Raw genomic sequence first — 13866 nt, 5'->3', positions numbered from 1 at the left:
CCGGGACATGCCGGGCGTGCCGCCGTGAGACGTCGTCGCGGGGCAGAGGCGCGGCCACGCCCCCACGGCTCGAGCTTCCGTTTTGAGTCCGGCTCGGGTCAGGGTCGCGACTACTCTCCCGCGGCGCGATCCTCCGGCTTGAGTCCGGCTCGGGTCAGGATGTCCTCGTGGGCGGCGATCGCCTCGGCGCGGAGGCGGGGCAGGTCGACGCCGACCAGGACGCCGCCGCGCTTGCGGATCACGCCGGCGACGAGCACCGTGTCGACGTCGGCCCGGTCTGCCGAGGAGACCACGGTGGCCGCCGGGTCCCGCAGGGGGAGGGTACGGATCGAGTCGGCTCGGACGAGGAGGACGTCAGCCGCCTTGCCCGGGGTGAGGGTGCCGGTTCGGTCGCCCAGGCCGCAGGCCCGGGCGCCGTCAAGGGTGGCCAGCCGCAGGACGTCGCGGTGGGTGAGCGTCGGGGTGAAAGGATCCTCCGGGTTCTCGGGCAACGCCTCGGCGCGGCCGAGGGCGAGTGCCATCCGCAGCTGGGTGAACATGTCGCCGGGCGAGGTGGTGACCGTGTCGATGCTGAGCGTGGGGGCCACGCCGTGCGCGAGCATCGCGGTGATCCGCGGCAGGCCGTGGCCCATCACCAGTTCGACGTACGGCGCGATCGAGACCGTGCCTCCGGAGTCGGCGATCATCGCGATCTCGTCGTCGGTGCTGGTCGTGCAGTGGATGAACGTGGTGTTCTCGCCGAGCAGGCCGAGCCGGTGCAGGGTGCGGATCGGGTGGCCGGTCGCGCCGCCTGAGCGCATCGCGGTGTGCACCGAGACGCGGACGCCGAGTTCACGCGAGAGTTTCCAGTCGTTCACGGCGACCTCGTCGACGACGTTGCCGGGCTGGCGGAGCGCGAGCGCCATCGTGAGCAGGCCGTCGTCGGAGGGGAAGTGCTCGGCCCTGATCCGGCGGGCGTCGGCCGGGTGGTCGAGCTCGCTGCGGTACCACCACTGGCCGCCGGCCGGCATGCCGTGCGCGTACATCGCCCGGATGCCGGCCTGCCGAAGGCCTTCGATCGCTCCGTCCGCGTGGTCCGGGGTCTCGCTCGGCGACCAGTCGACCATGGTCGTGATGCCGGCGTCGAGCGCGTCGAGGGCACCGACGTAGTTGCCCAGCCGCATCAGCTCGGGGGTGTAGGCCGGGGCCACGCTGTTGAAGATGGTCCCCATGAACTCCCCGAGCGTGCAGCTCGGCAGCAGGCCGCGGACCAGCGACTGGTAGGTGTGGCGGTGGGTGTCGACGAAGCCGGGGAGCACGACGGTGCCGGTCGCGTCGAGGATCTCCGCGTCCGCGGCGGACAGGTCGGGACCGATCTCGGCGATCCGCCCGTCGACCACGAGGACGTCGCCGTCGACGTCGCCCAGCGCCGGGTCCATGGTCACCACGCGGCCACCGCGGATCAGCAGTCGGCTCATCGGCCCTCCTCCAGGACTGCGGCCAGTTCGCCGCTCGCGTACACGGGTCGGCCGCCGAGCAGGGTCAGCTCCGACTCCAACGTAAGGATCTTGTTCACGTCGACGGTGAAGTAGTCGTCGGAGAGCACCGCGAGGTCGGCGCGGAAGCCCGGTTCCAGCGCGCCGATCTCGTGCTCGGCGAAGCAGTTCCAGGCGCTGCCGCGCGTGTAGAGGCGCAGTGCCTCGTCGCGGTCGAGCAGGTTCTCGTCGGCGACGATCCGGTCGCCGCCGATGGTGCGGCCGGTCAGGTAGAAGTGCAGCGAGGTGAACGGGTCGTAGGAGGCGCCGCGCATCGCGTCGGTGCCTGCGCTGACCGGAACCCCGGCCTCCAGCAGGGCGCGCAGCGGTGGCGCGTCGCGGACCCGTTCGGCGCCGAACGCGCCCACCACCTGGTCGCCGAGGAAACGCAGCAGGCTCTGGGTGAGGACGCCGAGTCCGAGTGCGCGGATGCGTCCCACCTGCGTCGAATCGATCATCTCGCCGTGCACGATGCCCCAGCGCAGCGGCGCGAGCGGATGGCGGGTGTTCACCTCCTCGCAGGCCGCGATGACGGTCTCGATCACCTCGGGCCGGTGCGCGTGCATCTGCACCGGCCAGCCACCGGCCGCCAGGTCGGTGAAGACACGGATCAGTTCGGCCCGGTCGGCGTCGGTCACGTCGACCCGGGTGTGCACCCGGTCGTGCAGGCCGTACAGCACGACCTCGCCGAAGCCGAGCAGCCGGAGGGTGCCGCTGCCGTGCCGGGGGCGACCGTAGCGCAGGTATCCGGCGATCTCCTCGGCCTCGCGCCCACGCGCCGACGCGTGCACGGTAAGGAACGTCCGTACGGTCAGGTCGCCGCGCCGGTCCACCTCGTACACGGCCTCGTAGACGTCCGGACCGGTGTTCACGCCGCCGCCGTCGATCAGCGCGGTCACCGCGAAGCGGTTGAGGTCGCGGGAGAGCCGGGCGGTCGAGGCGATCTGGGCTTCCAGTGTCTCCTTGGGCAGCCGGGCGTAGAGCCATTTGCAGCCCTCCATGCCCAGTACCCGGCCGGTCGGCCGGCCGTGGCCGTCCCACTCGAACAGGTGCGCTCCGGCCGCGCGGGCGGTCTCGGCGGTGAGACCGGTGGCGCGCATTCCCGCGGTGTTGACCTGGGCCCAGTCGTACATCATCTGCACGAAGACGGGGCGATCCGGCGCGACCTCGTCCAGTTCGGCGAGATCCGGTCCGCGTCCCTCCGGGAACTGGCGTTCGTGCCAGCCGCCGATCACCAGCACCCACTCGTCCGGCGTCCGGGTACCGGCCGTCTCGGCGATGGTCCGCAGACCGGCGGCGAGGCTGGGGCAGCGTTCCCAGCGCAGCTCCGAGTTCCAGGTGAGCCCGGCCCGCACGAAGTGGATGTGGTTGTCGACCAGGCCGGGGATCACGCAGCGGCCTCCCAGGTCCACGACCCGGGTGCCGGAGTCGGCGTACCGGCGGATCTCGTCGGTGCTCCCGGCCGCGAGTACCCGCCCGGCGCGTACGGCGAGGCCACTCACCCGCCGCCCGCCCGCGCTGGTGGTGATGTCGCCGTCGACCAGGATGAGATCGGCCGTCATCGGGCGATCCTCGGCTCGCCCAGCAGCGGGCTGGTCAGCAGGTACATGCCGGAGTTCGTGAAGGCCCAGACCAGGCGGCGGTCCCACTCCACGAAGATGCTCTCGGTCGGCACGAGATAGGAGCGCGGGTCGCCCAGCTCGTCGGTCATCTTCGGCACGAAGTACCCGGCCAGGGCCGGTCGGCGGACGTCGGTGAGGTCGAACATCTGAACACCCGCGTTGCCGAAGGAGTACAGCGTGAGGTTGGGGTCGGCCGTCCCGGGGTGGGCGTTGGAGCCGAAGCGTTTGGGACCGAACTTGCCCCGCCGGAACACGAAGTCCTGGTAGGGCGCTCCGGCCGGCGGAACCGGCCGGGGGAACGTCGCCACGATGTGCGGATTCGCCGGGTCTTTGACGTCGATCACATAGATGTCCTTGTACGGCTCGTACCCGTCCTCGTTCATCGGGCCGCCGTTGACGAACACGACGCCGTGGTCGGCCACCCGGCTGGTGTCCACCACGTCGCCTTCGATGCCGGCCCAGCTGTGCGGCAGGTCGAGATGGCCGGCGACCAGTGGGCGGCGCGGGTCCGCGAGGTCGAGCACGTACAGCCCGAGGCCACCCATGACCGCGTAGCCGTAACGGCCGCCCTGCTCCAGGGGCACCGGCACCGACATGGGCACCCGCGCGCCGATCCACGAGGTCCGGTTGCCGTGCCTGCTCCACGACTCGTAGGCGTCGGTCTCGCCCGCCCGCTGGCCGGGCACCCACCAGGTGGACAGGAGCTTCGGGTGCGCCGGATCCTCCATGTCGTACACGAGCTGCGCGGGCGTGTACGGGTAGGTGGCGAACTCCTGGTTGACGAACGTGTCGTCGGGGGCGGCGGCGATGAACATGTAACGGCCGCCGTCGTAGGCGGGCGTGTCCACCCCGCCGGAACCCTGGTGGATCCCGGTGGCCGGGTCGACCGGGCCGGTCGGCACCTCGGCGAGCAGCTTCCAGTCGGTCGGGCCGGTCAGCTCGTAGACCCGAAAGCCGCGGAATCCGGGCGCCGCCATCAGCCGGGGCAGCACGGCGGGGTCGGCGTACTTGTTGGAGTCGGGCCCGTAGGTGCGCGGCACCTCGAAGCACTGCACCAGAATCCAGGCGTCCCGCTGCTTGTTGTAGGCGATGGCCGCCGCCCCGAACTCGCCCTCCTCGGGGCCGTACCGCTTTTCGAGCACCAGTTCACGGGCCGTCGGGTCGGTGATGTCGTAGACGTTGAGAGCCTGTCGGTAGTAGTGGAACATGTAGCGTCGGCCGCCCATGTCGACGACGTTCTGCCAGGTGTGGGTCAGCCTGACGACCGTGGGCCAGCGGGCCTCGACGGTCATGTTGGAGGTGTACTCGCGGTCCTCCAGGTAATCCAGGCTCTGCGGCAGGGGCCGCGGTCCGCTCACGTACGGTGTGCTCCGCGGATGGACGAAGAGCCGGCGCTCTTCGTCCCACCCATAGTCCTTCGTGGTCAACGTTCATCCCCTCTACTGTGGACCGGCCACGCTCATCAGCGCGCGGACGCGTTCGCGGTCGCCGTGGAAGCCGGCGGGGTCGGTGTGCCAGGCGATCTCGCCCTTGACCATCACCGCGACGTGGTCGGCGAGTTCGAGTGCCAGTCGCACGTTCTGTTCGACGAGCAGGACGGTGATGCCGTCCTCGCGCAACGCGCGGACGACGTCGGCGACCTGCCGCACCACCATCGGGGAGAGCCCGTCCGACGGCTCGTCGAGCAACAGCAGGCGCGGGTTGGTCAGCAGCGCCCGGCCGATCGCGAGCATCTGCTGCTCGCCGCCGGAGAGCTGGTCGCCGCGGTTGCCCCGCCGTTCCCGCAGCCGCGGCAGCAGTTCGTAGAGCCGATCCAGCGTCCAGGGTCCCGGCCGGTTGCGGCGTACGGCGATGCGCAGGTTCTCCTCGACCGTCAGCGGGCTGAACACCCGCCGTCCCTGGGGCACCAGCGCGATGCCGGTCGAGGCGATCCTGTCGGTCCGCTCGCGGGTCAGCTCCCGCCCGGCGAACACGACACTGCCCGAGTACGCCCGTACGAGCCCGATCACCGACATGACCAGGGTCGACTTGCCGACCCCGTTCCTGCCGAGCACCGCGAGCACGGTGCCTTCGTCGATGGTCACGTCGACGCCCTGCAGCACCACGCTCCCGTCGTATCCGGCGCGCAGACCGCGCACTTCCAGCAGCGGGCTCACGGGATCTCCTTCAGGTCGTCGTCGGTCGCCGACCAGGACAGATACGCCTCCTGGACGGCAGGGTCGGCCGACACCTCGGCCGGTGTGCCGGTGGCCAGGAGCTTGCCGTGGTGCAGTACGGAGATGTCGGTCGCCAGGCTGAACACGACGTCGAGGTCGTGCTCGACCACGATCACCGTCAGGTCGTCGGGAAGTGTCTTGACCAGCTGGACGAAGGCGTCCGACTCGGTCGCCGACATGCCGGCCGTGGGCTCGTCGAGCAGCAGCAGGCGGGGCTTGGAGGCGAGCGCCAGGGCCAGCTCCAGCTGACGGCGCTCGCCGTGGGACAACGATGACACGAGGTCACCGCTCCGCTCGGCCAGGCCCACCGCGGTGAGACATTCCCGGGTGGCGGCGGCCCGGTCCGCGTATCGGGCGGAGCCGCGCCACCACACGGTGCCGATGCCCTGCACCCGCTGGGCGGCGAGCGCGACGTTCTCGGCGACTGTGAGCGACATGAAGACGCTGGAGTGCTGATAGGTCTGGGCGATCCCCATCCGGACCCGGCGTGGCTGGGAGTAGCGGGTGATGTCGTCGTCGAAGTAGCGGATCCGGCCGTCGGTCGGACGGACCTCGCCGGAGAGCAGCTTGAACATCGTGGACTTCCCGGCGCCGTTGGGTCCGATCAGCGCGTGCCGGGCCCCGGCGCGGACCGTCAGCGTCACGCCGTCGACCGCGCGCAGCGCGCCGTACGCCCGGGTCAGGCCATCCAGCCGTAGTGCGGCGGTCATACCCGCTCCTTCCGTAGCGGCTCGGCGGTCACGGCCGCGGGCGGGCGACGGCGCAGCGGGTTGCGGATCCCGGCGAAGCCGTCCGGCAGCGTGTAGACCACCACCACGAGCACCACGCCGAGTACGAGGGGGCCGAGGCCCTGCATGGAGATCGGCAGCATGTTCTGCGCGACGATGATCAATGCGGAGCCGGCCACCGCCCCCCAGAGGCTCTGCGACCCGCCGACGATCAGCGCGAGCAGTGCCAGCGCCGAGGTGTGGAAGCTCATGTCGGACGGGGAGATGAACAACGTCTGGGTCACCCACAACGACCCGGCCACGCCGGCGAACGCGCCGCTGACGGTGAACGCGGCGTATTTGTAGAGGGCGGTGCTGTAGCCGAGCGCGCGCATCCGCGGTTCGTTGTCGCGCACGCCGCGTAGCGCCCGGCCGAACGGCGAGCGGATCAGCAGCGCGATGAGGGCCGCCATGAGGAGCACGGCTCCGGCGATGTACCAGTAGACGACGGCGATGTGCCGCAGCGTGACGCCGGGCAGCAGTGTCAGCGCCGGAATGTTCGCGAGGCCGTCGGAGCCGCCGGTGAGGCTGACCCGCGCGATGGCCACCAGGGCGAGCAACTCGCCGATGGCCAGCGTCAGCATCAGCACGTACGTGCCCCTTACCCGGACGAGCAGCCAGCCGGTGGCGGCGGCGACCAGCGCCCCGGCCGCCGCCGAGATCACCAGCAGTGTGGGTGCGCTGGTGGTCAGGTGGCCGGCCAGCAGGGCGGTCACGTAGCCGCCGACGCCGAAGAAGCCGGCCTGTCCGATGGTCGGCACTCCGGCGATGCCCATGAGCAGGACGATGCTCATCACCATGAGGGAGAAGGCCAGGATCTGGGTGAGGGTGGACACCGCGTAGGGGCCGAGCAGGAACGGTGGCGCGGCGGCGGCCAGCACGAGCAGTGGCGGGACGAGCAGTGGCGGGACGAGCGCGCCCGTGGCCGGACGTTCGAGGATGTTCATGTGGTCGCCTCCGCTCGGCCAAGGAGGCCGTGCGGCCGCACGACCAGGACCAGCGCCATCGCGCCGAATATGAGAAACGGGGCGACCTCGGGCGCGAGGGCCGTGCCGAGGGTCTGCACCTGACCGATCAGCAGGCCGCCGATGAGCGCGCCGCGGGCCGATCCCATGCCGCCGATGACCACCACGACCAAGGCGATCAACAGGACGTGGCCGTCGAGCCCGGGCGCGGCGCCGAGCATCGGGCCGCCGAGGACACCCGCCACCACGGCGAGTGCGGAGCCGACGGCCAGCACGCCGTAAAGGATCTTCCGGGTGTCGATGCCGAGCGTGCTGACGATGTCGGCGTCGGCGACGATTGCCCGCACGACGGCACCCATCATCGTGCGCTCCAGGATCACCTCGGCCAGCAGGGCGATGAGCAGCCCGAAGCCGATCAGCACCAGCCGGTAGACGGGGTAGGGGTTGCCGAGGATCGTGACGCTGCCGTCCAGGCCGGCGGGTGCCGGCACCGAGCGCACATCCGCGCCGAAGATCCACAACAACAGGCTGGACCCGGCCAGCGAGATGCCGAGTGTGAGCAGTGCCTCCGCCATGTGGCCGCGGCGGGTCAGCAGCCGGGTCATCGTGGTGAGCCCGACCCCGGCCAGTGCGCCGACGGCCAGCGCGATGCTGAGCGCCAGCACCCACGACAGCCATGCGCCGCTCGGTGCCACGACCACGGCGGCGACATAGGCGCCGGCGAGGAAAAGCGTGCCGTGCGCCAGGTTCAACAGGTTGAGCATGCCGAACACGAGCGACAGACCGACGGCCAGCGTGTAGAGCAGTAGGCCGTACGCCAGCCCGTTGATCACCGTGATGAGGTTGGCGTCGAACCATTGCGTTACTACGGACACGTTCCTCCCTTCAATGGATGCCTCATCGATGCCTGTGGCGGGCGGCGTGTCCTGCCGGGACGCGCCGCCCGCGGGCTTTTCAGGACTTCTTGCCGTCGCTGGAGTAGACGCCCAGGACCTCGAGCACCTGGTCGCTCATGACGCCGTCGGTCTCGGTGGCCCGCCGCAGGTAGATGGTCTGGCTGGGTGCCTGGAAGGTGTCGAAGCGCCAGGTCCCGCGCGGCGTTTCGACATCGCCCACCTTGCCCAGCGCCGCGTTGACGGCGTCTCCGGTGATCGCGCCGTCGCCGATCGACGCGATCGCCTTGTCCAGCACCGCGGCCGAGGCGTACTGGGCCTCGGAGTAGACGGACGGCTGCGCGTCGAACTTGGCCACGTACGCGTCGACGAACTCCTTGTTGACCGGGGTGTCGATGCTCGGGCTGTAGATCGAGTTCGTCAGCACGCCGGCGGCGGCCGAGCCCTGCGCGGCGAGGTTGCCCTCGGTCAGCGCCTGGTTACCGTAGAGCGTCGCCTGGTCTTTGAGACCGAACTGGCCGTACTGGGTCACGAACTTGGTGGCCTCGGCGCCGGCGTAGAACGCGTACACCGTGCCGGCCTTGCTCTTCTTGATCTCCGACAGGTACGGCTGGTAGTCCTGGGTGGTGCCGAACGGTGTGAACGTGGTGCCGACGACCTCGACTCCGCCGGCCTCCAGGCCCGCCTTGACGTCGTCGATGATGTCGCGGCCCTGCTTGTAGTCCGCGCCGATCAGGTAGGCCGGCTTGTCCTTCGCCTGGGCCACGAGGTGGTCCACGATGGATGTGTTCATCATCGGATTGGTCCAGCCGACCCGCCACCAGAACGGGTTGTCGGCGACCTGGCCTGTGGAGACGACCGGGATCTTCGCGTCGGAGAAGACCGTGGCCACGCCGACGGCCGTGGCGCTGTTGACGATGCCGGTGACGACGCTCACCTGCTCCTGCTGCACGAGCCGCCGGGCGGCGGCCGTGCCGGTCTGCGGCGTGCTGCCCTCGTCGACCGTGACCAGGTCGATCTTGCGGCCACCCAGTTCGCCGTTGTTCTTGTCGAGGTAGATCTGCATCGCTCGATCGAGGTCGGTGCCGATCGAGGCGTAGATGCCGGACTTCGGCACCATGAACCCGATCTTGATCGAGTCGCTCGTGCCGGTTGATTCGGCACTCTCGCCGCCCGCGACGGTGCTGCCGCCGCAACCGGTCAGGGCGAGTGCGAACGCGAGCGCGGCGATCCCCGATACGGCCCCTTTGCGTGTCATGTCGTTAGCTCCCTGTGCTGTGGCACGGCCGGTTCCCTCCTACGGTCGGAGCCGGTGGCCACGCCCGTAACGATGCCTGACTTTGGTGCCTATTTATCTTCGGATAAATACCGGTTTGGGTAATTATGTCGCCTCGAAGTGCCCTAGTGGCCATGTGGCTTAGCCAATTTAAACGGACGATCCGCCCATGGTGTCAAGGTCGCGAACGGCTCGTTACCAAGCCGTAGCTACCGGCCGACGGTCACGTATTCAGGTTCGAATAACGCCTCGACACCGGCCAGGGCGCCACCCGCCGCGGGCGCCGCGCCGACCGCCGCGAGCAGGTCCTCGACCGTTCCCGCCGGCGATTTCGGCGACGACCTCGGCCGTCGCCGGGCCGGTCACCGGGACGTGGTCGGCCCGGCGACGGCCCGACCCGCTCGCCCGCGACGAAATTCCGGCTGAGACGTCCACCGAAATCACAGCGTTCATACAGCGCTCATGTGGAGTCGCGCCGCAGACCGGCGTTGGCCGCCTGCACGTCGTACATGGACAGGAAGTCGTCGTCGCGGTGGCCCTGCCCGATCGCGGCCTGGATGATCTGGTGCACCAGGCTCGCCACCGGCATCGGCACCTCGTGGGTCCGGGCGGCGCCGAGGCCGAGATCGAAGTCCTTGCGCAGCAGCGCGGTCGTGAAGGTCGGACGCCAGTCCCGTTCCAGCAGGTCGGGGGTGCGGTGACGGACCCACTCGGAGCCGAGCACGGTGCCGCCGAGGAACTCCAGGAACGCGGCCCTGTCCACACCGCCCTTCTCGGCCAGCGTCACCACCTCGATCAGGGACTCGACCATCATCCCCAGGTAGAGGTTGTGGCAGACCTTGACCAGCCTGCTCACCTCTCCCGGACCGGCGTAGACCGCGCTCTGGCCGATCGTCTCCAGCAACGGCCGGACCAGGTCGAAGCTCTCCCGGTCGCCCGACGCCACCAGGCGCGCGTCCCCGGCGGCGACCACATGCGGGTTTCCGCTCACCGGGGAGGCCACGAAACGCACGCCGCGCGCGGCCGACTCGGCGCGCGCCTCGGCCGACGCCTCCGCGGAGACGGTCGAGCAGTCGACCACCGTGCCCGGCAGGGCTGTTCCCTCGTAGAGACGGCGCAACACCTCGCGCAGGTCGTCCGAGGTCGAGACCATGATGAACACGACGTCACAGCCGCCCAGGTCGGACACCTCGTCGGCGACCGTCGCGCCGCGCGGCACCAGCGCCTCCGCCTTGGCCCGCGTACGGTTCCAGACCCGCACCGGGAGGCGGGCGTCCAGCAGGCGGCCGGCCATCGCCGCGCCCATCCGTCCAGCGCCGATCCAGCCGATCTCTGTCATCTTCTCTTCTCCGCTCACAGTAGGTCGGCGCCCCGCGTATACCGGATGCCCGTCACGTACAGCTGGTCGGCCGGGAATCGGGTGAGCAGCTGACAGCCGTCCGCGGTCACCACGACCTCCTCCTCGATGCGCGCGGCGGCGCTGCCGTCCGGCGTCGGCCAGTAGGTCTCGATCGCGAAGACCATGCCCTCCTGCAGCGTCACCGGATGCTCGAAGGAGTGGTACCGGCTCATCAGCGGCCGCTCCCAGTTGGACAGGCCGAGCCCGTGGCAGTACTGCAGCCCGAACGCCTCCTCCTCGTTGGCGTACCCGAACTCCTGAGCGGCCGGGAAGTGCCGGACCACGTCGGCCGAGGTCGCGCCGGGACGGATCTCGGCGATCGCGTTGTCCATGAACTCCCGGGCCCGCCGGTACGCCTCCACCTGGGCCAGGCCGGCCCCTCCGACGTTGAACGTCCGGTAGTAGCAGGTCCGGTAGCCGTTGAAGGAGTGGATGATGTCGAAGTACGCGGTGTCGCCGGGCCGGATCAGGCGGTCGGAGAACACGTGCGGATGCGGGCTGCAGCGGCCGCCGGAGATGGAGTTGACCGCCTCGACCTCTTCCGAGCCGTGCTCGTAGAGATAACGGTTGACCAGCGCCACGCAGTCGTTCTCGCGGATGCCCGGCCGCAGGGTGCGGAACAGCTCCTCGTAGGCGCCGTCCACCAGGCCGGCCGAATGGTCCAGCAGGGCGATCTCGTCGGGGGTTTTGACCGCGCGGACGTCCTGCATGAACGAGTGTCCGTCGACGACGGTGAGACCGGCGCCCTCCAGGGCGCGCAGCACCGGCAACTCGACCACGTCGACACCGATCGGCTCACCTGCCAGGCCGTGGTCGCGGAGCAGTTGGGCGATCCTGGCCGCGTTGCCCCGCTCGACACCCACCTCCTCGGGAATCGAGCCACGCCAGCTGGACAGGCCCGCCTGCCAGCTCTCCTTGCCGAACCAGGGCGCGAACCGCTGGTGCGTGCGTGCGGCCGAACCGATGTCCCACAGGATCGGCTCCTGGTCCCGCATCACGAGCGCGCACCGGAAAAGCTTGTCGCGCGCCCAGTTCCCGATGTGGGTGCCGGTCGTGTAGCGGATGTTGTTCATGTCGAACAGAACAAGCGCGCCCAGGTCGGAGTGGGCGAACGCGTTCTGCACCTTGGCGAAGCGCTCCCTGCGGAGCCGGTCGAAGTTGACTCGTTCCTCCCAGTCGACACCCATGGTCGCGCCGAGTGAGGCGATCGAGCCGGTCTCCGCCGGTGGAGCATAGAAATTGGTCACAGGGCCTCCCGTATCAGACTGGTGAGTACTCGCCGACGGCGGCGGGACTTGTCGGGGCGACCGGCGCGGGGCCGCCCGGTTTGAGCACACCCCACACCGCGTCGACGATCGACTGGGTGGTGAGGTCGTAGGTCTGGAAAAGGTGATGGGCGGTCAGCGCGCCCTCGGCGAAGGTGTCCCGCAGGCCGACCCGGCGCAGCCTGGCGCCCGACCCGGCCTCGGCCAGGGCCTCGGCGACCGCCGATCCCAGGCCGCCGACGATCGTGTGGTTCTCCGCGGTCACGACCGCGCGCACCCCGGCCGCGGCGTCCACCACCGTGGCGGCGTCCAGCGGCTTGACCACGGGGGCGTGCACGAGGCCGCAGTCGATCCCGGTGGCGGCGAGTATGTCGGTGGCGACAATGGCGGCGGGAAGCATCATGCCGTTGGCGACGATCACCGCGTCGCCGCCCGTCCGCAGCCGCTGGGCGCGGTGCATCGAGAACTCGTACCCCTCCTCGAAGATCACCGGGATCTCACCGCGCTTGAGGCGCAGGTAGACCGGGCCCGGATGGTCGAGAATCGCGGGCACGACCTGTTGGATCTCCGTGGCGTCGGCGGCGTCGATCACCGTCAGATTGGGCAGCGCACGCATCAGCGCCACGTCCTCGATGGCCTGGTGGCTCGGGCCACCGGGGCTGGAGATGCCCGGCATGAAGCCGACGATGCGCACCGGCAGGTTCGGGTACGCGACGGCGTTGACGATCTGGTCGAACGGGCGCCGGGTGGCGAAGACGCCGAAGGTGTGCACGAACGGCACGTGACCGGCCCGGGCCAGCGCCCCGGCGATGCCGATCATGTTGGCCTCGGCCATGCCGACGTTGATGAAACGTTCCGGCAGCTCGTCGCGGAACAGGTCTATCTCGCACTGACGGGTCAGGTCTCCGGACAGGCAGACGATCCGCTCGTCGACGCGGGCCAGATCCAGCAGTGTCCTGCCGTACGGTTTCAGGACTGTGGGGTACGGCGGTCTACGCAAGGCGGGCCTCCAGTTCGGCGACGGCCTGCTCGGCCAACTTCGGGGGGAGCTTGACGAAGTGTCCGTCGATGGTGCTGGGCAGACAGTCCAGGCCGGTGGTCGTGGCGGTCCTGGCGGTGACGACCGCGGGGCGGTCGGACCGGACGGCCTTCTCGAGCGCGGACTCCAGCGCCTGGATGTCGTGGCCGTCCACGTCCTGGGCGTGCCACCCGAACGCGCGCCACTTGTCGGCGACGGGCTCGATCGTGGTGATCTCCGCGACCGGGCCGTCCACCTGGGAGTTGTTCGCGTCGACGAGCGCGATGATGCCGCCGAGCCCGTGGTGGGCGGCGAACATCGCCGCCTCCCAGACCTGGCCCTCCTCCAACTCGCCGTCACTGACGAGCACAACGGTCCTGGCGTCGGTGCGGCCCAGCAGCCGGTCGGAGAGCGCGAAGCCGACCGCGGCGGACAGGCCCTGACCCAGCGATCCGCAGGTGAGGTCGATCGAGGGGGAGCGTTCCGTGCCGATCGCTTCCAAACGCGAGCCGTCGTGACCGTAGGTCGCGAGCGCGGCCGGATCGAGCAGGCCGCACTCGGCCGCCGCCGCGAACGCTCCGATCACATAGTGGCCCGGTGAGATCACGATGCGGTCCACCTCGGGTCGGTACACCCTGCCGTAGACGGTCGCCAGGATCTCGGCCGACGACAGCGCCTGTCCCAGATAGCCAAGCCCATGCGTCGCCACCATCCGCACGGCGTGAAGCCGGATGCGGTCGGCCAACGCGGCGAGTGACTCGGTTTTTTGGTCCATGTCTGCTCTCTAGTGGTAAAGTGGCTATGCCGCTTTAGTACAACCACAGAGCTTATGCCGTGTCAAGCCCTCTTCCTGGCGGTTCCGTGGCGGGCGTACGCTCTCTCTCGTCTTGGTCAAACTGGAGGAATCCATGGCGCTGGCGGACCACGAAAA

Annotated in this window: 12 protein-coding genes; all 12 read right to left on the bottom strand. The window is 69.8% G+C overall.

Annotated elements, in window-relative coordinates; translation table 11 throughout:
- Positions 1–110 precede the first annotated feature (110 nt).
- Positions 111–1457: an amidohydrolase family protein gene (locus tag AB0B96_RS24840; protein WP_362902219.1), complete on the bottom strand. Its 1347-nt coding sequence runs from the start codon at positions 1455–1457 to the stop codon at positions 111–113.
- On the bottom strand, positions 1454–3076 hold the full coding sequence (locus AB0B96_RS24835; RefSeq protein ID WP_362902217.1) for an amidohydrolase: 1623 nt from the start codon (positions 3074–3076) through the stop codon (positions 1454–1456). Before AB0B96_RS24835 ends, AB0B96_RS24840 begins: the two co-directional genes overlap by 4 nt.
- Positions 3073–4494 carry a hypothetical protein gene (locus AB0B96_RS24830; protein ID WP_362902215.1) on the bottom strand — a complete coding sequence of 474 codons (1422 nt, stop codon included), beginning with the start codon at positions 4492–4494 and terminating at the stop codon, positions 3073–3075. Before AB0B96_RS24830 ends, AB0B96_RS24835 begins: the two co-directional genes overlap by 4 nt.
- Before the next feature lie 81 nt (positions 4495–4575).
- Positions 4576–5292: an ABC transporter ATP-binding protein gene (locus AB0B96_RS24825; RefSeq protein WP_362902213.1), complete on the bottom strand. Its 717-nt coding sequence runs from the start codon at positions 5290–5292 to the stop codon at positions 4576–4578.
- Positions 5289–6062: an ABC transporter ATP-binding protein gene (locus tag AB0B96_RS24820; protein WP_362902211.1), complete on the bottom strand. Its 774-nt coding sequence runs from the start codon at positions 6060–6062 to the stop codon at positions 5289–5291. The genes AB0B96_RS24825 and AB0B96_RS24820 overlap by 4 nt, the downstream gene beginning before the upstream one ends.
- Positions 6059–7066 (bottom strand): branched-chain amino acid ABC transporter permease, encoded by a 1008-nt coding sequence (locus tag AB0B96_RS24815; protein WP_362902209.1) that lies wholly within the window; start codon positions 7064–7066, stop codon positions 6059–6061. The genes AB0B96_RS24820 and AB0B96_RS24815 overlap by 4 nt, the downstream gene beginning before the upstream one ends.
- Positions 7063–7959, bottom strand: coding sequence for a branched-chain amino acid ABC transporter permease (locus tag AB0B96_RS24810; protein ID WP_362902207.1), 897 nt, complete (start codon positions 7957–7959; stop codon positions 7063–7065). Before AB0B96_RS24810 ends, AB0B96_RS24815 begins: the two co-directional genes overlap by 4 nt.
- A 79-nt stretch (positions 7960–8038) precedes the next feature.
- The gene (locus tag AB0B96_RS24805; RefSeq protein WP_362902205.1) at positions 8039–9235 is read right to left on the bottom strand and encodes an ABC transporter substrate-binding protein; all 1197 of its coding nucleotides are present in this window, start codon (positions 9233–9235) and stop codon (positions 8039–8041) included.
- A gap of 478 nt (positions 9236–9713) precedes the next feature.
- Positions 9714–10592 carry an NAD(P)-dependent oxidoreductase gene (locus tag AB0B96_RS24800; protein ID WP_362902203.1) on the bottom strand — a complete coding sequence of 293 codons (879 nt, stop codon included), beginning with the start codon at positions 10590–10592 and terminating at the stop codon, positions 9714–9716.
- Between the two features lie 14 nt (positions 10593–10606).
- The gene (locus AB0B96_RS24795; RefSeq protein WP_350946047.1) at positions 10607–11899 is read right to left on the bottom strand and encodes a Xaa-Pro peptidase family protein; all 1293 of its coding nucleotides are present in this window, start codon (positions 11897–11899) and stop codon (positions 10607–10609) included.
- Positions 11900–11912: 13 nt separating this feature from the next.
- The gene (locus AB0B96_RS24790) at positions 11913–12917 is read right to left on the bottom strand and encodes a transketolase C-terminal domain-containing protein (protein ID WP_362902201.1); all 1005 of its coding nucleotides are present in this window, start codon (positions 12915–12917) and stop codon (positions 11913–11915) included.
- Entirely contained in the window at positions 12910–13710 is an 801-nt protein-coding gene (locus AB0B96_RS24785; protein WP_362902199.1) for a thiamine pyrophosphate-dependent enzyme, read from the bottom strand. The genes AB0B96_RS24790 and AB0B96_RS24785 overlap by 8 nt, the downstream gene beginning before the upstream one ends.
- Between the last annotated feature and the right edge of the window lie 156 nt (positions 13711–13866).

Source organism: Streptosporangium sp. NPDC049046, assembly GCF_040649155.1.
Lineage (GTDB): Bacteria > Actinomycetota > Actinomycetes > Streptosporangiales > Streptosporangiaceae > Streptosporangium.
The sequence above is the reverse complement of the archived record's forward strand: the minus strand, read 5'-3'. Positions and strand labels throughout refer to the sequence as shown.